Below are 19,006 nucleotides of genomic sequence, written 5' to 3' on the forward strand. Positions count from 1 at the left end.
GGAGGATCAAGCGCCGGGCGAACATTGCAATTACCCCGCGCCTGCCCCAAGCTCTGCCGTACCGCCCCCACGGACCGCCCGATGCAACGACGCCACCTTCTCCTGATCGCCCTGCTGCTTGTGCTGATGCTGCCCATCGCGATCGGCTATCTGTGGCGTGACCAGCAGCCCGCGGTGCCCAGCCTGCCGGCGCACAGCTACAGCAAGGCGCTGCGCCAGGCCCATGACGGCCTGCCGGGCGCCGCCAGGGTGCTCTACCAACAATTGCAACGCGACGACCTGCCAGCGATCCGACGCGCCGCGCTGTATGCCGAACTGCCCAACTATCCGTCGCCACTAGCACTGAAGCTGGCCCAGCAGGACTTGGAACACGCCGACCCGCTGGTTCGGCGTGCCGCCATCGCCAGCATCCACCGCCTGCTGCCTGCCGCCCAGCGCAGCCTGGTGCTGGGCCCGCTCCTGGAAGATGACGAGCAAAGCGTACGCTTCGCCGCGGTCGACGCCCTGCTCGGCCTCGCCCCCGACGCCATCGGCTTGTACTTCGGGCCGTTGCAGGATGCCCTGGAGCAGTACGAGCAGACGCTGGAACAACAGCCCGACGACGCCGCGGCGCAGGTTCACCTGGCCCGGCTGTACATGCATGAGCAAGCCTACGAGTCCGCCACGCGGGCCCTGCAGCGCAGCCTGGCGGTGGCTCCCGAAGGCCTGGACGCCCTGGCCACCCAGGTACGCCTGCTGGAACAGCAAGGCCGTCACGACGCCTCCCGCGAAGTGCTGGCCAAGGCCCTGTCACTGCGCCCGGACTCGGCGTTCCTGCAATATGAACTGGGGCTGTGGCTGACCCGCCACGAGCAACAGGAATACGCCCTGCTCGCCCTGGCACGCGCGGTCGAATTGGAGCCGGAAAACAACGACTATCGCTACACCCTGGCCGTCACCCTGCACCAGCTAGAGCAGGTGGACGCCGCGCAGAAGCAGCTGGAGACCGTGCTCAGTCGCCAGCCGGCCAACCGCCGGGCTCGGGTGTTGCTGATCGAGTACTGGAAGGAAACCGGCCAATTGCAGAATGTCCAGGTCCTGCTGGCCGAGCTGGAGCGGCAAAACCCGGACGATCCGTTCCTGCAGCAAGGGCTCTGACGACAGCCTCAGGCCTGCAACATACGCTGAACCTGCGTGACCAGCGTCTGCAACGAGAACGGCTTGAACATCAACGCCGTGCCCGGTTCGTCGAGCAATGCCTGCTCGACCGGGTCGCTGGTGAAGCCGGTGATGAACAGGATCTTCTGCTCCGGCTTGATCATGCGCAGTGCCTTGGCCACCTGACGCCCACTGAAGCCTCCTGGCAAACCGATATCGGTGATCACCAGGTCGAACGGAGCGCCCCGCCTGAACTCGGTCAGCGCGCCATTGGCATCGGCCACGTCGCACACCTCAAAGCCGCACTCGAGCAGGGCCTCCTTCATCAAAGCACGCAGATTGACTTCGTCATCGATCAACAGCAGCCGCATGCCCTGCGCCTGAAACGGCAACGCACCCAGGACGACGGTCTCAGGCTCCAGTCCCGTATGGCGAGGAAACATCAGCACCACTCGAGTCCCTTCTTCCAAGGTGGATTCGATCCACACCTGTCCCCCCGACTGGTGCACAAAACCGTGCACCATGGGCAGCCCAAGGCCGGCTCCCTGTCCCAGTGACTTGGTGGTGAAGAACGGCTCGAAGGCTCTGGCCAAATCATTGCGCGACATGCCGTGGCCATCGTCCTCGATCTGTAACATGACGTAGTCACCTGCCGGCAAGCTGGCCGACTCCCCACTGTTCAGCGCCAGCCGCTCGTTGGAGGTCCTGATTGTCACCTTACCCTTGCCAAGGCAGGCATCGCGAGCATTGCTGCACAGGTGCAGGAGGGCGTTGCGCAACTGGTCGGGATCGACTTGCAACAGCCACGGCGCAACGTCCATCTGCCAGTCCAGGTGCATTTCGGCTCCTAGGGTCTGGCGCAGCATCGGCTCCGCCTCCAGCAACAGGCGGTTGATATTCAACGGATTAGGCGACAATGGCTGGCTGCGGGCGAAGGCCAGCAGGTTTTGGGTCAGGCCGATGGCGCGCTGGGTAGATTCCCGAGCCATCTGCACGTACTCCTCGACACGCTCCAGCCGCCCCTGCGCCAGTCGCCGCTCGAGCAACTCAAGGCTGCTGCCGACACCGGACAACACGTTGTTCATTTCATGCGCCAACCCACCTGCCAGCTTTACCACGCTCTCCATGCGCTGGCCGTCCCGCACCGCGGCATCGGCCAAGCGCTGGACCGCGTCGCGGTCCTCGGTGATGTCTCGCCCTACCAGCGCGGGCAGCGCTGCATCGGCAGCCCCCGTCCAGCGGAACCAGCAATAGTGGCCTTCGTTGTGCCGAAGCCGTGCGTCAAACGGCGCCATGCCCTGCCCCTGCACAAGCGCCGTCAGCGCCAAGCGGGCCTCGGTACGGTCGGCGGGGTGAAACAATTCGGGCAACGGCAGCGGATGCGACGCCCCGCACCAGCCCAACAGCCGCTGCCAGGCCGGGTTGGTCGAACGTACGCGCAGATCGGCATCGAGCATCAGCATCACATCGGGTGACAGGTGCCAGATATGCTCAGGATCGCTCAGGTACTGATCCAGGCGCGCCTCGAAGGAAAGGGCCAATTCGCGCCATTCACGACCGGTCTCCACACTGGCGGTGGTCTCGATCAGGGCGTGAAGGAAACCGGCGACCTGGCCCTGGTCGTCACGGATCGGCGAATAACAACCCGTCACCCAGACTTTCGTCATGACGCCTGCTCGATAGACAGGCAGCAGCGCGTCCTCGATCAGGCTGCCCTGTCCCTCGAGCGCCTTGAATACCGCTGCACCCATGTCCTCCCAGTTATGCGCCCAGAGCGCGTCGAAGGCGCAGCCCTGGTGACCAGTGCTACCGCCAAGCAGGATCTGGTAAGGTTCATTATGGATGACCGTCAATGTCGGGCCCCAGACCAGCGCACTGGGAAACGGCGACAGCAGCACCATATCGACGGCGACGCGCAGGGTAGGCGGCCAGGATGTCAGCGCTCCCAGCGATGTCGCGCTCCAGTCGAAGTTGCCAACGACAGCCCCCATCATCGCCATAGGGCTCGCCGGAGACGCCAGGTGAATGACCTGGATATCACCACCGGCGACATTCAAGTCAGCGGCCAATATCTTCGTCCCACAGCTCGGGTTTTTCATCGATGAACCGGCGCATCAACGCCTTGCAAGTCTCATCGTCATGTACCTCCAGGCGCACGCCGCGGCTGCCGAGCAGTTGCTCCTCACCCATGAAGGTGGTGTTTTCACCGATGACCACATGCTTGATGCCATACAGCAGGATAGCGCCGCTGCACATGGCACAAGGCGACAAGGTGGTATAGAGGGTGGACTCCTGGTACACCCAAGCCGGCTGTCGGCCGGCATTTTCCAGGGCGTCCATCTCGCCATGCAGGATGGCGCTGCCTTTTTGCACCCGGCGATTGTGTCCGCGGCCGATAATCCTGCCGTCGTGCACCAATACCGAGCCGATCGGGATGCCACCCTCCTCGAGCCCCTTTCGGGCCTCATCAATGGCAGCCTGCAGGAAAGCGGAAGTGTCCTGTTCCATGGTTTCTCCCCGGTAATACGTCAGCTTTGCTGGAGACTAGCACAGCGCCAGCCACCGTGGCGCATTGCGTGGCGAGGGCTATGCTGAAAGGGCTTTAGATCTTGCTGGCCAACCGTTTTCCCATGGATTCGACGGGCATGCGCACATGAACAAGAAGCTCCTGGTCGTGCTGACCAATACTGCCAAGTACCCCTCCATCCCGCGCGCCACAGGGCTGTGGCTGGGCGAGGCCGTGCACTTCGTCGACAAGGTGCAGCAGGCGGGCTTTGTGGTCGACTACGTAAGCCCCGCGGGTGGCTACGTGCCCATCGACCCGCACAGCCTGCGCATGGCGCCGGAGCTGGACTGGCAGTGGTACGACGACAAGACTTTCATGAACCGTTTGGGCGCCACACTGAGCCCCGGCCAGGTGAAAGCCGATCAGTACAGCGCGATTTACTACACCGGTGGGCACGGCGTGATGTGGGACTTCCCCGACAACCAGCCGCTGCAAGAACTCGCACGGCGCATCCATGAGCGCGGCGGTGCGGTCGCCGCGGTCTGCCATGGCGTGGTCGGTCTGCTCAATATCAAGCTCAGCGACAACAGTCTGCTGCTCAAAGGGCGCAGGGTGACCGGTTTCTCCAACACTGAGGAGAAACTGGCGGAACTGGACGAGGTGGTGCCGTTCCTGACCGAAAACGAGCTGGGTGCCCGTGGCGGTGAGTACAGCAAGGCGGACGATCCCTGGGCCCCCTTCGTGGTGGAGGATGGCAGCCTGATCACCGGGCAGAATCCTGCGTCCACCGCCGACGTGGCCGAGGCGGTCGTTCGCTACTTACGCAACCGCTAGCCGCCACAAAAGCATCGCGGGGCATGCCCGCTCCTACGCCATGACGGTGTGGGAGCGGGCATGCCCCGCGGTGGGTCTTGCGGCCCTATTCGACGCTCAACACGCCGCGACGCACCTGATCACGCTCGATCGACTCGAACAACGCCTTGAAGTTACCCTCACCGAAGCCGTCGTCACCCTTGCGCTGGATGAACTCGAAGAACACCGGTCCCAGCAGGGTTTCCGAGAAGATCTGCAGCAGCAGACGCTTGTCGCCTGCCTCGGAGGCGCCATCGAGCAGGATGCCGCGGGCCTGCAACTGGTCGACCGGCTCGCCGTGCCCTGGCAGACGCTCCTCGAGCATCTCGTAGTAGGTCTGCGGCGGTGGGGTCATGAAGCGCATGCCCAGGCCCTTGAGCGCATCCCAGGTCTTGAGCAGGTCGTCGGTGAGGAAAGCCACGTGCTGGATGCCTTCGCCGTTGAACTGCATCAGGAACTCTTCGATCTGCCCTGCGCCCTTGGACGACTCTTCGTTGAGCGGAATGCGGATCATGCCGTCCGGCGCGGTCATCGCCTTGGAGGTCAGGCCGGTGTACTCACCCTTGATATCGAAGTAGCGGATCTCGCGGAAGTTGAACAGCTTTTCATAGAAGTTGGCCCAGTAGGCCATGCGCCCGCGATAGACGTTGTGGGTCAGGTGGTCGATGATCTTCAGACCCGCGCCGACTGGGTTGCGGTCCACGCCTTCGATAAACTTGAAGTCGATGTCGTAGATCGAGCTGCCTTCCTCGTAGCGGTCGATCAGGTACAGCGGCGCGCCACCGATCCCCTTGATTGCCGGCAGACGCAGTTCCATTGGGCCGGTTTCGATTTCCACCGGCTGGGCGCCCAGCTCCAGGGCACGGGCGTAGGCTTCATGGGCATTGCGCACGCGGAAGGCCATGCCGCATACCGATGGGCCATGCTCGGCGGCGAAATACGAGGCGATGCTCTTGGGCTCGTTGTTCAGGATCAGGTTGATGCCGCCCTGACGATACAGGTGCACATCCTTGGAGCGGTGGCTGGCCACCTTGGTGAAACCGAGAATCTGGAATACCGGCTCCAGCACGCCGGGGGTTGGCGAAGCGAGCTCGATGAATTCGAAGCCTTCCAGGCCCATCGGGTTGTCGAAGATATCTGCCATGTGGGTGTCCTCATCTATAAGCGAAAAACGGTTGATTACAGGCTTTGGATGTGGAGATGGCGTGGTGGTGAGCAGGGGATCCCGCGCACGCTGCGGGCCAGGAAGTCACCAATGATCAGCTTGAACCCATGGTATGTCATATGGACCCATTCTCGGCGGGCTTGATTCCCCGGGAGGCGGAGAACCTTATTGTTGTATTCGTAAATCGATTCTACAGGGCGTAAATTTGTTTGTCGCGCTTTAGTTCGCAGATTGTTCCGACAAACGGCTATTCTCAACAGCATCTTGTCGCCTCGCAGAAGGTTCGCCCGCACATGCCCCTGACCGCCAAACGCCCCGCCCGCTGGAGCTGGCGCGCCCTGCTGCCCTGGGGCATCGGCGTGCTGCCGCTGCTGTGCGGGCTGGTGGTGATGCGCTGGCAGACGGAACAGGAACTGCAAGCCAGCAGCCTGGCCACGGCCCGCGAAGTGGGCATCCATGTCGAGGAGATCCTCGACAGCCTGTCCACCGCCGCCCATGAGCTTCTGCCCAAGGCGGGCCTGCCCTGTGACCAGGTGCAACTGGCACTGCGCATCGAGGTGACGCGCAACGCCTTCGTGCGTTCGACCAACCTGTTCGATCATGATCGGCTGTACTGCACCTCGCTGTACGGCGACTTCGACGAGCCGGTGGATGCCAAGGACTATACCAATGGCCAGCTGTGGCTGATGAACGGCAACTCGGTCACCCCGGGACATGCCCTGCTGGTCTATCGGATCAGCCAGGAAGGCCGTGGCGACAGGGGCGCGATCACCACGGTGGATGGCCGCCATCTGCTCACCGCGCTCCACCTGATCGGCGCCGACAACCTGGTGAAGGTGCATGTCGGCAATCACTGGATGGGCAGCGATGGCCAGGTTCATGACGGCAAGCCACCGCGCGCTGCCTCCGCCGCCACGCAGTATGCGTCCACCCGTTATCCGTTCGATGTGCACGCCGGCTACGAAGAAGGCACGCAGGCCGCGCTCATGCGCTCGCGCTACCCCGCCCTGCTCAGCCTGTTGCTGGTGCTCGGCGTCGCGGCCGGCGCAGCCTGCCGCTGGCAGATCCGCCGCGCCAGCTCACCCCTTGGCGAGCTGGAGCGGGCCCTGGAGGCTGACGAATTCGTTCCGTATTTCCAGCCGGTGGTGCGCAAGGGCGACTACCGCTGGGCCGGTATCGAAGTGTTGATGCGCTGGCAGCATCCCCGCGAAGGGCTGGTGCGCCCCGATCTGTTCATCCCCTACGCCGAACACAGCGGCCAGATCGTCGCCATGACCCGTGCCCTTATGCTGCATACCGCCCAGGCCCTGGCCCCGCATGCGGCCCTGCTGGAGGACGGCTTCCACATCGGCATCAATATCACCGCCGACCATTGCCGCGACCTGCGCCTGCTTGACGACTGCCAGACCTTCCTCCAGCACTTCCCACCCGGGCGCGTGGTGCTGACCCTGGAGCTGACCGAACGCAAGCTGATCGAGCCGACCCCGGTGACGCTTGAGTTGTTCGAAAAGCTGCACGTCATGGGCGTGATGATCGCCCTGGACGACTTCGGCACAGGCCAGTCCAGCCTCAACTACCTGCGCCAGTTCCAGGTCGACTACCTGAAGATCGACCAGAGCTTCGTCGCCATGATCGGCGGCGACGCCCTGTCCCAGCACATCCTCGACACCATCATCGAGCTCTCGGCCAAGCTGGGCCTGGGGATCGTCGCCGAAGGCGTGGAGACCGAGGTGCAGCGCGACTACCTGGCACGCCACGGGGTGGATTTCCAGCAGGGCTACCTGTTTGCCCGACCGATGCCCGCCGGCGAACTGCTGCTGGCCCTGGCCGCCCGGCCGGGCAGCCCGCAGTTGCCGCCGGGCAACGCCCCTGAGATCATGCGCGGCTGATCCACCCGCTCACTTCCCGTTTTCCGAGGCATTCGTGTCAAAAGGCATTCTTTCGTCGGTCATGGCGTCCTGTCTGTTCGCCGTGATGTACTTCTATACCTCCTTCCTCAAGCCCCTGGACGGCGAGGAGATCTTTGGCTGGCGGACCCTCCTGACCCTGCCCTGCCTGACGCTGTTCATGCTGGTCTCGAAGGACTGGAATCGGGTCGGTGAGTTGCTCGGTCGGGTGCGGCGCACACCGCTGCTGCTGCTCGGCATGGTTGGCACCTCGTGGCTGATGGGCGTGCAGCTGTGGTTGTTCCTCTGGGCGCCGCTGCACGGGCGCAGCCTGGAAGTGTCGATGGGGTATTTCCTGCTGCCGCTGGCCATGGTGCTGACCGGACGGCTGGTGTATGGCGAGCGCCTGTCGCGCCTGCAGAAGGTCGCGGTGGGCTTTGCCACGCTGGGGGTTGGCCACGAGCTCTACCAGCACGGCAGCTTCGCCTGGGAAACCCTGCTGGTGATGATCGGCTACCCGATCTACTTCGTCCTCAGACGGCGCTGCCGCACCGACCACCTGGGCGGGCTGTGGTGCGACATGTGCCTGCTGCTGCCCTGGGCCCTGTACTTCGTGATCCAGGGCCCGCTGTCGGCGACGGACCTCGCCGAGCACCCGGGCCTGTACGGGCTGATCCCGCTGCTCGGGGCGATCAGCGCCTGCGCCCTGATCGCCTACGTGCTGGCCAGCCGCCTGTTGCCGTTCAGCCTGTTCGGCCTGCTCAGCTACGTCGAGCCGGTGCTGCTGGTGGGCGTGGCCCTGCTGCTGGGCGAGACCATCGGCCCCGACCAGTGGCTGACCTACCTGCCGATCTGGGCCGCCGTGCTGGTGCTGGTGCTCGAAGGCATCAAGCACCTGCTGCGTCAGCGTCGGCGTTCGGTGTAAGACGTACCTGGCGCACCCGACGCTCCTCCACCGCCACCACGGTCATGGTCCAGCCGTTCCAGGCCAGCTGATCGCCCACCACCGGCAGGCGGTCCAGCAGGCTCATCACCAGGCCCGCCAGGGTCTGGTAGTCCTCGGTGGCGCGGGCGGCGAAGCCGGTGCGCGACTGAACCTGGGCCAGGTTAAGAGCGCCACTGACCACGAAGCCGCCTGCCTCCTCCACCACGCCTGGCCCTTCAACTTCGCTCGCATCCGGCAGTTCACCGGCAATCGACTCGAGGATGTCGGTCATGGTCAACACCCCGGTGAAGTCACCGAATTCGTTGACCACGAAGGCGATGTGGGTGGACTGGGCGCGCATCTGCTCCAGGGCATTGAGAATGCTGAAGCTCTCCAGCAGGTTCAACGGTGCCCGCGCCAGGTGCTCCAGCGCCGGCTGGTTGCCGGCCAGCAGTTCCTTGAGCAGCTCCTTCTTGTGCACGTAGCCCAGCGGTTCCTCGATGCGCCCGTCGCGAATCAGCGGCAGGCGCGAGTAGGACGAGTTGACCAGCATCTGGGTGATCGCCTCGGCCGGCTGCGACAGGTCGATGGCATCGACCTTGGCCCGCACCGTCATCACCGTGCGGATCGGCCGCTCGGCCAGGTTGAGCACACCGCTGATCATCACCCGCTCACGGCGATCGAACACCACCTGCTCGTCGCCACCGGCCACCAGGTCGGCGATCTCCTCGCCCACCTCGTCGGCTTCTACCCGGCGTCCGCCCATCAGGCGCAGCACCGCGTGGGCCGTGCGCTCACGCAATGGCCGGTGCTGATGCAGGCTGCGCTTGCGGCGAGCACGGGCCAGCTGGTTGAACAGCTCGATCAGCAGCGAGAAGCCGATGGCCGCGTACAGGTAGCCTTTCGGGATATGGAAGCCCAGGCCCTCGGCAGTCAGGCTGAAGCCGATCATCATCAGGAAGCCCAGGCACAGCATGATCACTGTCGGGTGTTCGTTGACGAAGCGGGTCAGCGGCTTGCTGGCGACGATCATGATACCGATGGAGAAGATCACCGCGATCATCATCACCGATAACTGCTCGACCATGCCCACGGCGGTGATCACCGCGTCCAGCGAGAACACCGCGTCGAGCACCACGATCTGCGCGACGATCGGCCAGAACGCCGCGTGACGGGTAACGCCGCCGCTCTGGGCGACATGGCCCTCCAGACGCTCGTGCAGCTCCATGGTGGCCTTGAACAACAGGAACACACCACCGAACAGCATGATCAGGTCACGGCCGGAGAAGGTCTTGCCGAACACGTCGATCAGCGGCGCGGTAAGGGTCACCATCCACGAAATGCTGGCCAACAGGCCCAGGCGCATGATCAGCGCCAACGACAGGCCGATCACCCGGGCGCGATCGCGCTGATGGGGTGGCAGTTTGTCGGCGAGGATGGCGATGAACACCAGGTTGTCGATACCCAGCACCAGCTCGAGGACGATAAGCGTCAACAGGCCCAGCCAGGCCGTGGGGTCGGCTAGCCATTCCATTAGCGGGTACTCACGAGGGCGGCGTCACAAGGACGGGGGAAGGAAGGCCGGGATGGCCAGGGACTGGGGGGCTCCGCGAAGGTGCTCATATAGACCTTGATAGAAAATAGGGAAGTCGATCCTACAATCGAAGCAGATTTCTCTGATAGCGCAAAACTATTACAAAAGCTGTAACAGGTGTGGCGGGGCATTTTTGTTCAATACACTCGTCACAGGCTCGGCCAGGATGACCACACCTTCCCCGTTCAAGGAAACCTTCAATGAGCCTGACCTTATCCATGGCGGCCTTCGCCCTGGCCGCCTCCATCTCCCCCGGCCCGGTCAACATCGTCGCCCTCGGCAGTGGCGCGCGCCACGGCCTGCTGGCCAGCATCGGGCATGTGGCCGGTGCCACGCTGGGTTTCTGCCTGCTGCTGGTGCTGGTGGGGCTGGGCGTGCACGAGCTGTTGCTGCGCTGGCCATTGCTGGGGCGGCTGCTGCACTGGGGTGGCGTGCTGTTTCTGCTGTACATGGCCTGGAAACTGGCCAGCGACGATGGCGCACTGGGCACCGCCGATACCCGGCAGGCGCCCAGCGCCTGGCACGGCGCGGCCATGCAGTGGCTGAGCCCCAAGGCCTGGCTGGCGGCGGTCGCCGGTATCGGCGCCTATACCGGCGGCGAGCAGCAGTTGCTGTGGCTGTTCACCTGGATCTACGGGCCGATCTGCTTCGTCTCGGTGGCCTGCTGGGCCTGGGCCGGCAGCATGATCCGCCAGTATCTGGGCGAGCCGTGGCGGATGCGCCTGCTCAATCGGGTGCTGGCGGGGTTGCTGGTGGCGAGTGCGTTGTACCTGATGGTGTGATCCTGGCTTTCAGCCATTGCGATAGTGCCCCGGCGTGGTCGCCAGGTGACGCTTGAAGGCCCGCTGCAGGTGCGCCTGGTCGGCGAACCCCGCCTCCAGCGCCACCTCGGCGATCGGCCTGCCAGCGCGCAGTAGCGCCCGGGCATGCTGCACCCGCTGGTCGAGCAGATAGCCATGGGGTGTCAGGCCGAAGCGCTTGCCGAACGCGCGGATCAAATAGGCCCGCGACAGCCCCGCCGCGGCGCAGATGTCCTCCACTGTCAGCGGGTCGAGGCGATGGGCACGGATGAACGCGGCGGCAAGCTCAAGGCGTGGATGGCCTGCGGGCTGGCCGCCCGCGTCGGCCTCCAAAAGCTGCGGCAAGCCCTTGAAGAACGCCTCCAGCTGCGCCTCCCGGCGTTCGTTGCCGGGCTCGAACAGCCCGGCGAACAGCGCCAGCAACTGCCCATACAGCGCCGCCGATGTGCTCAAGGTCGCCGAGGGCAGCGCAAAACCTCGCGCCAGCAGCCAGGGCATGTCGACGAACAGCATCAGGTACGACCAGGGTTCGCCCTGGACCGGGTTGCAGGTGTGCACCACCCCCGGGTTCATCAGCACCGTGGTCCCCGCCGCCACCTCGTGTCGGGCGTTGCCGGTCAGGTAGGTGCTGCGCCCGCCGGTGATCACGCCGATGGAGAAACTTTCGTGGGAATGGGCGGCGTAGCACACCTGGCGGCCGTCCCCCACGCGTCGGGCCTCGACGAAGGGCAATGCCGGATCACGCCAGAACCGCGAGACCTCGATCATCGCCCCGCCCTCACCCTTCGCCGCCCTGCACCACCACCAGCAACTGCGCCTGGTGCTCGCCGACCGAGCGCAGGCGGTGCGGGGTCTGGGCATTGAAATGCAGGGCGTCGCCCGCCTGCAGCAGCACCCGCTCGCTCATGAAGTCCACCTCCACCTGCCCCTCGTGGACGAACAAAAACTCCTCGCCTTCGTGCTCCTTGAAGGTCGGGTCGCTGAACGCGGTCGGCGGCTGGATCAGGAACGGCAGCAGGCTGCGCTGGCCGACCTGCGAAGTCAGCACCGCATACCCCGGCCCCTCGCCGCCACCCACCAGCGCCTGGCGTTCGCCGCGGCGTACCAGGCTGTAGCGCGCCTGGCCGTCGTGCTCGCCGTCGAACAGCTCCTCGACATTGACGTTCAGCGCCCGCGCCAGCTTCAGCGCGGCGGCGATCGACGGCGTGTTGAGGCCGCGCTCGACCTTGGACAGGTAGCTCTTGGTCATGCCGGACTTGTCGGCCAGCTGCTCAAGGGTAATGCCCAGTTTCTTTCTCAGCAGTTTCAGTCGGATAGACATGTGACGCGGGTTTCCCGAACAAACGCACTTGCTTATGACACTTTGTGTCATATAGGATTATTTGTGTCATCTTATGGCTCACCCCCTCACCGTCCAAAGCTCGGGGGCGAGCCAGCCCTGACATCCGTCATCACGCCACAGAGGAAAGCTCCCCATGGCCAACACCCTTACCCTCAGCAAAGACCAGCTGGTGCAAAAGGCACTGACACAGATGCAAGGCTCGCTTGCCGATAATACGTGGACTGTGCGCGAAAAGCTGGCCCTGACCTGCCGAATTCTCTTCGACCACGGCCACGACTCTGGCCTGGCCGGGCAGATCAGCGCCCGCGGCCCGCAGCCAGGCACCTTCTACACCCAGCAACTGGGCCTGGGCTTCGACGAAATCACCGCCGGCAACCTGCTGCTGGTCAACGAAGACCTCGAAGTGCTCGAAGGCCAGGGCATGCCCAACCCGGCCAACCGCTTCCACAGCTGGGTGTACCGCGCCCGCCCCGACGTCAACTGCATCATCCACACCCACCCGACCCATGTCGCCGCGCTGTCGATGCTCGAAGTGCCACTGCAGGTCTCGCACATGGACCTGTGCCCGCTGTACGAGGACTGCGCGTTTCTCGAAGCCTGGCCGGGCGTGCCGGTGGGCAACGAGGAAGGCGAGATCATCAGCGCCGCCCTGGGCGACAAGCGCGCCATCCTGCTCTCGCACCATGGCCAGCTGTCCACCGGCACCAGTATCGAGCAGGCCTGCGTCTACGCCCAGCTGATTGAGCGCGCCGCGCGCCTGCAACTGCTGGCGATGGCCGCCGGCACCATCAAGCCGATCGCCCCGGAGCTCGGCCGCGACGCCCACGACTGGATCGACCGGCCCAAGCGCCACGGCGCCGCCTTCAACTATTACGCCCGGCAGGCTCTGCGCAGCCACGCCGATTGCCTGAACTGATCCCTCTACGCCTTGCTTGCGGAGCCTTGCACAATGACCAATCAATTCCACGGCATCATCGGCTACACCATCACCCCGTTCAGCGCCGACGGCCAGCAGCTCGACCTGCCCGCGCTGGGGCAGTCCATCGATCGACTGATCGCAGGCGGTTCCCACGCCATCGCCCCGCTGGGCAGCACCGGCGAAGGCGCCTACCTGAGCGACAGCGAATGGCAGCAGGTCGCCCAGTACAGCCTGGAGCGCATCGCCAAGCGCGTGCCGAGCATCGTCAGCGTCTCCGACCTGACCACCGCCGGCGCCGTGCGCCGCGCCCGCTTCGCCCAGAAGCACGGCGCCGACGCGGTGATGGTGCTGCCGGCCGCGTACTGGAAGCTCAGCGAAGCCGAGATCCTCCAGCACTACCGCGCCATTGGCGCGGCCATCGACATCCCGATCATGCTCTACAACAACCCGGCCACCAGCGGCACCGACATGCCGGTGGAGCTGATCCTGCGTATCGTGCGCGAAGTCGACAACGTGACCATGGTCAAGGAGAGCACCGGCGACATCCAGCGCATGCACAAGCTGCACTTGCTTGGCGAGGGCCAAGTGCCGTTCTACAACGGCTGCAACCCGCTGGCGCTGGAGGCCTTCGTGGCGGGCGCCACGGGCTGGTGCACGGCGGCGGCCAACCTGATTCCCGAACTGAACCTGCGGCTGTACCAGGCGGTGCAGGCCGGTGAACTGGAGCAGGCCAAGGCGCTGTTCTACCGCCAACTGCCGTTGCTCGACTTCATCCTCAAGGGGGGCTTGCCGGCGACCATCAAGGCTGGCCTGGAGATGACCGGGCTGCCGGTGGGCGAGCCACGGCGGCCGGTGTTCGGGCTGGATGCCCAGGGTCGCGGCCAGCTGAAGGCGCTGCTCGACGCCTTGCGTCAGGGCTGACATCAGCGGCGTACCTGTGGGAGTCCACTCCCACAGGTCATCCACACACTTGAGAACTCGGCCCCGAACCCGGAGAATGCCCCCGACCCAAACGACCAGAAGCCATGGAAAAGGACCTTTCCAGTGAACCAGAAACAACGCGACACCCTCAGCAAGTTCCTCAGCTACGTGTTGCGCCACGCCCCCGAATCCATCGACCTGTCCCTCGATCGCGACGGCTGGGCCGATGTCGACGCGCTGATCCACGGCGCCGGCCGGCAAGGCCACGCCTTCGACCTGCATGCCCTGCGCGAAGTGGTCGAGACCAATGACAAGCGCCGTTTCACCCTATCCGACGATGGCCGCCGCATCCGCGCTGCCCAAGGCCACAGCAGCGCCCAGGTCGAAGTGCGCCATGTAGCCAAGACACCACCCGCCCTGCTCTACCACGGCACCGCCAGCCGCTTCCTGGCCTCCATCGAAGCCCAGGGCCTGATCCCCGGCAGCCGTCATCATGTGCACCTGAGCGAGGACCCGCAGACCGCGCTGGCGGTGGGCAAGCGCTATGGTCAGCCGGTGCTGCTCACGGTCGATACCCAGGCCATGTGCGCAGCGGGAACGGTGTTCTATCAAGCCGACAACGGTGTCTGGCTGGTAGACCAGGTGCCGCCGGCCCATTTGTCACGCCAAGCAGAGAAGTAAGCCCCAGCCCGTCGGGCCACGCTGTCGCGCAGGGAGCTGTCCCCCTGTGGGAGCCTGGGACTAATGCGCCATCCCAAGCTCCGCATCATCCATCAGCGCCTTGGCCAACGCACTGAGGTAATGCGCCGCCCAGACCATCCGCGGATCTTCATCCATCACCCCGACCAAGGTCAGGTGCCGCACATAGTCCATCAACTCCGACGCCTGCTCGCGAGCGTGCTGGCAAGGAATGCCGGGCTCGATGCAGAACAGCGGCTGGGCATCCTTGCCCTCGCCCTGATAAAAACGGGTCTTGCCCGGCGTGAGCGGGGTCTTGCCATCGTCTGTGGTCATGATCGATCTCCCTGAGAACGTCGTCGGCTAGTGCAGCGTGCGGGGCTCGCCCGGCGCTTGGGCCGAGTACTGTACCTGGGTCGGGGCGGACTCGAGTAACGTGCGCACCGCCTCCATCTCGTGGGCGGCGGCCAGCATCAGGATCGCGCCGGGCGACCGGGGCTTGAGCTGGACAGCCTGGTTGGCCACCGTGAGCGCGCAGAAGGCGTACTCGATGGCGCGTACCAGGGTGTCTTCGAGGAAGTGGGCGTGATCCTGGGAGGAAGGTGGATCGGGGACAATCTTCAGCATGTCTTGACTCCAACGTATGAAATGGAGCCGCCGCACTTTGCTGTCAAACAAGAGGGTGGCAGCTGTACGCGGGTTGACAGACCGAGACGTTGGCACTCGGCGCACACGGGGTGCCCACACGCACAGCCGCCATGAAAGCAAACCTACGAGGGCAACGTCTACGGTCTGTCAAAACCGACCGCTGAATTGGCAGCGGCAGGCCGAGACTAGAAGGCGAGTTGACCTGGAGCAAGGGCTGAAAGGCGGTAAAAGCATGCTTCGGAAATGGACTACAAGGAATAAGGAAATTCCGACTCACTGAGGCCAATACTGGCTATCGAAACCCGGAAAAGACGACAGTTTTTGCAGGTCCGCGTGTAAGACACACGTATCGATCCGCCCACTGCACGGCTCCCTGATCACACCTCCGAGTCGAGCAACTCGCTCGTGCCATAGCTGAAAATGGTCCTGACCTGTCCCCCACGTCGATAGGACAAGGTGAATGCCGTCCAGTGGTCCCCTCGCTGGGCGCCGCTTTGTCGCAGTTGCTTTACCAGCTTGAAGATCACCGCGTTATTGAAGTCCGTTTCAACATCCATGATCTCAACGCCATTTCGCTCAGCCGTGAGCTGTGTCTCAACCCAGCCATCTCCTACTTTGACCTCGTACTGAAACGCGTCATAGCCGTCAACAATACCTTGATCGAGTATCGAGAAAAGCTCTTTAACAATGGCTAGGTCTTCAGTAATCATTATTCTTTTACCGGTGGCGTATTGGGTTAGCGCTAGAAGTCCTCACTAACATCTTCAGCATCAAGCTTCGTCGCCGTCTTGGCCGTGCAAAGGCAGAAATTAGAGTAGAAAAAATAAATCGGTCCCTTTTCGCTCCCCAATGATCGCCAGAGATAGTTCTTGACAGCCCTGAATTTCAAAAGGGGAGATTTAACTTCCACACCCTAACTTCAGCGCGCCCCGCCTCCAGCGCTCAACCTCCTCACCGAGACCTTAAGCACCAGGCTTCGCCGTCGTCTAGGCCATGCAACAGAATAGATTAAATTAGAACAAATAAATCTATCCCCTTTTGCCCCAAACCCTCACTGCACAAACCTGAATTTCCAAAAATCGCCAAACTTAACCCAATATCGCTCTGCATCCGGTATCAGAAAGCTAAAGTCCAAACACTCCGCATGCCAATCAGGATACACAAGATCCTCATGCGACCTCCCCGCATCCATGTGCAGATAGATCTTTCTATCAAAATTAACATAAAACATTGGCAGCCTTGCAGCTACCTGCCCTGCATAATAGTACGCCTCCGAATCCAACCCCTCGCCTGACACATAATAATCCTCAATCTTTTTGAACAAAGCTCTTACATCGCACCCCTCTACATCGAAAATCCTATCAAAATCCTCACTCAACAAAACGCCGGCTTCAAGCCAACTCACATACTGCAAAAAATTATCTGCCGTCAGTCTTAGAGTGCCACCCCTAAATTCTCTACACGCCTGCACATATTGCTCTTTGGTTATATCGCCCCGCCGAAGATAAGCCGCATAATCTTTTTCGGCATCAAGAGTAAAATTGTACTTATAATCTAGAACCCAATAAAACCGCCCCTCAAGAATGAATAAACATATGCTTTTTTCACCATTCCAAAGATCCTCTAGCAATTCTGGACTAAATATCATTTATTAAACTCCTTCAAGAACTCCGACTGTGTGTATACCCTGGCATTACTTGAACCTCTCTCAAGCAGCGCCTCCCACATTCTCGGTAGTTCCAGCGCAGTACCCGGCTTACTAGGGTCCACAACCTTAGGTGCTGACGGGTCCCGTGGGACACCGGGCACCGGCCTTTGAGGAACTGCCTTTTCCATTATTTCTTTATGAAGCTTAGCGTCCACATCAAACACCACCACAGAACCATCAGGACGCTTGTTTGTCAAATAATAAGTTGCATGATCTGCATTTCCGACGCTAACACAAAGCTGGCCAGCACAGCCCGGATTTATACTGATACTTCCATCAGAGTTTGCGGTAATACGGTACTGGCTTGTTGCTGTGCCCGCTCCACCACCCTCAACTCTAAAATATTTCTCTTTTCCTGGCGTCTCTACTTTGGATCCTTCGACGCTTGGCCTGGATGCAATGATATCCCTTTCCGCCGTCGCCAACTCAGCTAGATTACCTCCCACCTTCGGCTTGAGCCCTGATTCGGTGTGGAAGTAAAGCTTCCCGTCCGAAGCAAGGTATTCAAAGCTGCCCGTCCTGCTGTTGAATACGGTCTGGTATCCATCCAGCTTGGCTACATTGGCGCCAACCCCACTGGCATCGCGATACCAGGCAGGTAACCCGGCCACCTCTCGAGTTGCAGCGCCCGCACCGACCATGGTGCCCGCCTTCGCCGCCTCCTCGCTGGCGGCCAGCATCCTGGCGACCTGCCCCAGCTTGGCCACTCGATTGACCGCGACGAAGTTCATGTAGAACTGCATCTGCCAGTCCATCTCGACCCTTGCCGCTTCCTCGGGCTTGCCCTGCAGACGCAGCAGGCTTGACTTGACCTCCGCATCCTGCTTGGCCTGCAGGAACGACTTGACGACGTCCTGGGGATTGCTGGCCGAGCTGATCAGTTGATGCAGAATGCCGGTCGTGGTGCGCTCAGGCTGTTTGACCAACCCTTCGGCCAGCCCGGCAAGATCCTTGAGGAAACCACCCAGGGCGTCGCCAATGCCTTTGCTCGCACCGACGGCGTCAGCGCCCAGGTCGACCTTGCCGAAGTTCAGGTTCTTCTGGTAGTAGTCGGCCCCCTTGCCCTTCTGTAAAAAGGGGACAGATTTATTATTCACACTCTAAATTTCGACTTACCCCGATTCCAGCGCTAGACGTCCTTACTAATATCTTCAGCATCAAGCTTCGTCGCCGTCTTGGTCATACAAAGGCAGAAATTAGATTAGTAAAAATAAATCCGCCCCCTTTTCTCCGCCCCTTTTCTCTTCTTTTCTCTTTATACCCTATACCCCGCAAGCCTCATGTGCGAAAGCAACATCTCATCAAACATCTCATCAGACATACCCCTCATTGACCTGACACTCTTCCAATTCCAGAAAATCGGAAGAACTTTACTATCCAGGCGATCACACTGAATCGCCCCTGGTTTCGTAGACACCTCCAAGCCTCATAATGAGGCCCAAATAGGAGGTGCCATGAGTCGTCAGCGTTACCCCGAAGAATTCAAGATCGAAGCGGTCAAGCAAGTGACCGAAAAAGGCAAACCTGTCGCCGAGGTCGCCCAGCGCCTGGGCATGTCCGTGCACAGCCTTTACGCTTGGATCAAGGTCTACAGCAAGCCCCAAGAGCAGCGTCAGCAAGACAATGATCAGCAGGCTGAACTGCGCAAGCTACGCGCTGAACTCAAGCGGGTGACAGAAGAGCGAGACATCTTAAAGAAGGCCGCCGCGTACTTTGCCAAGGAGTGCGGCTGAAGTACGCCTTCATCAACAAGCACTCGACGGATTACCCAGTGCGTCGCCTTTGCCAAACCCTCAAGGTGCATCCCAGCGGCTACTACGCTTGGTTGGCCGAGCCTCAATCTGCCCGAGCCAAAGAAGATCAACGCCTGCTTGGCTTGATCAAGCATGCCTGGTTAGAAAGCGGAGGCGTGTATGGCTATCGCA

General features: G+C 62.2%; 19 protein-coding genes and 1 pseudogene. 9 read left to right on the forward strand and 11 right to left on the reverse strand.

What is annotated here, in order from left to right; genetic code table 11:
- Positions 1-81 precede the first annotated feature (81 nt).
- Positions 82-1,137, forward strand: a complete 1,056-nt coding sequence (locus AC25ND_RS10490) for a tetratricopeptide repeat protein (RefSeq protein WP_186595844.1) — start codon at positions 82-84, stop codon at positions 1,135-1,137.
- An 8-nt stretch (positions 1,138-1,145) separates the two neighbouring features.
- Here the strand turns inward: AC25ND_RS10490 and AC25ND_RS10495 are convergent, their stop codons facing one another.
- Together AC25ND_RS10495 and AC25ND_RS10500 are read right to left on the reverse strand one after the other, a co-directional pair.
- Positions 1,146-3,236: a hybrid sensor histidine kinase/response regulator gene (locus AC25ND_RS10495; protein WP_236180770.1), complete on the reverse strand. Its 2,091-nt coding sequence runs from the start codon at positions 3,234-3,236 to the stop codon at positions 1,146-1,148.
- Positions 3,196-3,645 (reverse strand): nucleoside deaminase, encoded by a 450-nt coding sequence (locus AC25ND_RS10500; RefSeq protein ID WP_186595842.1) that lies wholly within the window; start codon positions 3,643-3,645, stop codon positions 3,196-3,198. Before AC25ND_RS10500 ends, AC25ND_RS10495 begins: the two co-directional genes overlap by 41 nt.
- A 145-nt stretch (positions 3,646-3,790) precedes the next feature.
- On the opposite strand from AC25ND_RS10500, the gene AC25ND_RS10505 reads away from it, so the two are divergent.
- Positions 3,791-4,477 carry a type 1 glutamine amidotransferase domain-containing protein gene (locus AC25ND_RS10505; RefSeq protein WP_028691512.1) on the forward strand — a complete coding sequence of 229 codons (687 nt, stop codon included), beginning with the start codon at positions 3,791-3,793 and terminating at the stop codon, positions 4,475-4,477.
- Positions 4,478-4,562: 85 nt separating this feature from the next.
- Here AC25ND_RS10505 and hppD read toward each other — a convergent pair whose 3' ends face one another.
- Positions 4,563-5,639: a 4-hydroxyphenylpyruvate dioxygenase gene (gene hppD / locus AC25ND_RS10510; RefSeq protein ID WP_028691513.1), complete on the reverse strand. Its 1,077-nt coding sequence runs from the start codon at positions 5,637-5,639 to the stop codon at positions 4,563-4,565.
- A 314-nt stretch (positions 5,640-5,953) separates the two neighbouring features.
- On the opposite strand from hppD, the gene AC25ND_RS10515 reads away from it, so the two are divergent.
- Entirely contained in the window at positions 5,954-7,549 is a 1,596-nt protein-coding gene (locus tag AC25ND_RS10515) for an EAL domain-containing protein (protein WP_186595839.1), read from the forward strand.
- A 34-nt stretch (positions 7,550-7,583) separates the two neighbouring features.
- Positions 7,584-8,471, forward strand: coding sequence for an EamA family transporter RarD (rarD, locus tag AC25ND_RS10520; RefSeq protein ID WP_062360263.1), 888 nt, complete (start codon positions 7,584-7,586; stop codon positions 8,469-8,471).
- Here rarD and AC25ND_RS10525 read toward each other — a convergent pair.
- Positions 8,434-10,005, reverse strand: coding sequence for a TerC family protein (locus AC25ND_RS10525; RefSeq protein ID WP_028691516.1), 1,572 nt, complete (start codon positions 10,003-10,005; stop codon positions 8,434-8,436). The genes rarD and AC25ND_RS10525 overlap by 38 nt on opposite strands.
- A 260-nt stretch (positions 10,006-10,265) precedes the next feature.
- Between AC25ND_RS10525 and AC25ND_RS10530 the strand changes: the two genes are divergently transcribed.
- Positions 10,266-10,847 carry a LysE family translocator gene (locus tag AC25ND_RS10530; protein ID WP_186595837.1) on the forward strand — a complete coding sequence of 194 codons (582 nt, stop codon included), beginning with the start codon at positions 10,266-10,268 and terminating at the stop codon, positions 10,845-10,847.
- Positions 10,848-10,856: 9 nt separating this feature from the next.
- Here the strand turns inward: AC25ND_RS10530 and AC25ND_RS10535 are convergent, their stop codons facing one another.
- Both AC25ND_RS10535 and AC25ND_RS10540 read right to left on the reverse strand, forming a co-directional pair.
- Positions 10,857-11,633: an AraC family transcriptional regulator gene (locus AC25ND_RS10535; RefSeq protein ID WP_028691518.1), complete on the reverse strand. Its 777-nt coding sequence runs from the start codon at positions 11,631-11,633 to the stop codon at positions 10,857-10,859.
- A gap of 10 nt (positions 11,634-11,643) precedes the next feature.
- Positions 11,644-12,186 carry a helix-turn-helix domain-containing protein gene (locus AC25ND_RS10540; RefSeq protein WP_182323884.1) on the reverse strand — a complete coding sequence of 181 codons (543 nt, stop codon included), beginning with the start codon at positions 12,184-12,186 and terminating at the stop codon, positions 11,644-11,646.
- A gap of 154 nt (positions 12,187-12,340) precedes the next feature.
- On the opposite strand from AC25ND_RS10540, the gene AC25ND_RS10545 reads away from it, so the two are divergent.
- From AC25ND_RS10545 to AC25ND_RS10555, 3 genes are all read left to right on the forward strand, one after another.
- Complete coding sequence (locus tag AC25ND_RS10545; protein WP_186595835.1) at positions 12,341-13,123, forward strand: aldolase; 783 nt, start codon at positions 12,341-12,343, stop codon at positions 13,121-13,123.
- Between the two features lie 33 nt (positions 13,124-13,156).
- Positions 13,157-14,047 (forward strand): dihydrodipicolinate synthase family protein, encoded by an 891-nt coding sequence (locus AC25ND_RS10550; protein WP_186595833.1) that lies wholly within the window; start codon positions 13,157-13,159, stop codon positions 14,045-14,047.
- A gap of 123 nt (positions 14,048-14,170) precedes the next feature.
- Positions 14,171-14,728, forward strand: coding sequence for an RNA 2'-phosphotransferase (locus AC25ND_RS10555; protein WP_062360273.1), 558 nt, complete (start codon positions 14,171-14,173; stop codon positions 14,726-14,728).
- A gap of 60 nt (positions 14,729-14,788) precedes the next feature.
- Here AC25ND_RS10555 and AC25ND_RS10560 read toward each other — a convergent pair whose 3' ends face one another.
- From AC25ND_RS10560 to AC25ND_RS10580, 5 genes are all read right to left on the reverse strand, one after another.
- A complete protein-coding gene (locus AC25ND_RS10560; protein WP_062360275.1) occupies positions 14,789-15,061 on the reverse strand; it encodes a DUF3077 domain-containing protein in 273 nt (90 codons plus the stop codon).
- A gap of 27 nt (positions 15,062-15,088) precedes the next feature.
- On the reverse strand, positions 15,089-15,352 hold the full coding sequence (locus AC25ND_RS10565) for a hypothetical protein (RefSeq protein ID WP_236180774.1): 264 nt from the start codon (positions 15,350-15,352) through the stop codon (positions 15,089-15,091).
- 398 nt (positions 15,353-15,750) lie between these two features.
- Positions 15,751-16,083, reverse strand: coding sequence for a hypothetical protein (locus AC25ND_RS10570; RefSeq protein WP_088853032.1), 333 nt, complete (start codon positions 16,081-16,083; stop codon positions 15,751-15,753).
- Between the two features lie 341 nt (positions 16,084-16,424).
- Positions 16,425-17,021: a hypothetical protein gene (locus AC25ND_RS10575; protein WP_236180776.1), complete on the reverse strand. Its 597-nt coding sequence runs from the start codon at positions 17,019-17,021 to the stop codon at positions 16,425-16,427.
- Positions 17,018-18,178, reverse strand: a complete 1,161-nt coding sequence (locus AC25ND_RS10580) for a hypothetical protein (RefSeq protein ID WP_486976292.1) — start codon at positions 18,176-18,178, stop codon at positions 17,018-17,020. Before AC25ND_RS10580 ends, AC25ND_RS10575 begins: the two co-directional genes overlap by 4 nt.
- Before the next feature lie 357 nt (positions 18,179-18,535).
- Between AC25ND_RS10580 and AC25ND_RS10585 the strand changes: the two are divergent.
- Positions 18,536-19,006 (forward strand): annotated as a pseudogene (locus AC25ND_RS10585) (IS3-like element ISPen2 family transposase); the annotation flags it as partial.

It is taken from the genome of Pseudomonas sp. P110(2024), assembly GCF_057480795.1.

Bases quoted from the DNA above. Each gene is read 5' to 3' on its own strand.
- AC25ND_RS10490 (WP_186595844.1), top strand. From the start codon at position 82: ATGCAACGACGCCACCTTCTCCTGATCGCCCTGCTGCTTGTGCTGATG.
- AC25ND_RS10495 (WP_236180770.1), bottom strand. From the start codon at position 3,236: ATGAAAAACCCGAGCTGTGGGACGAAGATATTGGCCGCTGACTTGAAT.
- AC25ND_RS10500 (WP_186595842.1), bottom strand. From the start codon at position 3,645: ATGGAACAGGACACTTCCGCTTTCCTGCAGGCTGCCATTGATGAGGCC.
- AC25ND_RS10505 (WP_028691512.1), top strand. From the start codon at position 3,791: ATGAACAAGAAGCTCCTGGTCGTGCTGACCAATACTGCCAAGTACCCC.
- hppD (WP_028691513.1), bottom strand. From the start codon at position 5,639: ATGGCAGATATCTTCGACAACCCGATGGGCCTGGAAGGCTTCGAATTC.
- AC25ND_RS10515 (WP_186595839.1), top strand. From the start codon at position 5,954: ATGCCCCTGACCGCCAAACGCCCCGCCCGCTGGAGCTGGCGCGCCCTG.
- AC25ND_RS10525 (WP_028691516.1), bottom strand. From the start codon at position 10,005: ATGGAATGGCTAGCCGACCCCACGGCCTGGCTGGGCCTGTTGACGCTT.
- AC25ND_RS10530 (WP_186595837.1), top strand. From the start codon at position 10,266: ATGAGCCTGACCTTATCCATGGCGGCCTTCGCCCTGGCCGCCTCCATC.
- AC25ND_RS10535 (WP_028691518.1), bottom strand. From the start codon at position 11,633: ATGATCGAGGTCTCGCGGTTCTGGCGTGATCCGGCATTGCCCTTCGTC.
- AC25ND_RS10540 (WP_182323884.1), bottom strand. From the start codon at position 12,186: ATGTCTATCCGACTGAAACTGCTGAGAAAGAAACTGGGCATTACCCTT.
- AC25ND_RS10545 (WP_186595835.1), top strand. From the start codon at position 12,341: ATGGCCAACACCCTTACCCTCAGCAAAGACCAGCTGGTGCAAAAGGCA.
- AC25ND_RS10550 (WP_186595833.1), top strand. From the start codon at position 13,157: ATGACCAATCAATTCCACGGCATCATCGGCTACACCATCACCCCGTTC.
- AC25ND_RS10560 (WP_062360275.1), bottom strand. From the start codon at position 15,061: ATGACCACAGACGATGGCAAGACCCCGCTCACGCCGGGCAAGACCCGT.
- AC25ND_RS10565 (WP_236180774.1), bottom strand. From the start codon at position 15,352: ATGCTGAAGATTGTCCCCGATCCACCTTCCTCCCAGGATCACGCCCAC.
- AC25ND_RS10570 (WP_088853032.1), bottom strand. From the start codon at position 16,083: ATGATTACTGAAGACCTAGCCATTGTTAAAGAGCTTTTCTCGATACTC.
- AC25ND_RS10575 (WP_236180776.1), bottom strand. From the start codon at position 17,021: ATGATATTTAGTCCAGAATTGCTAGAGGATCTTTGGAATGGTGAAAAA.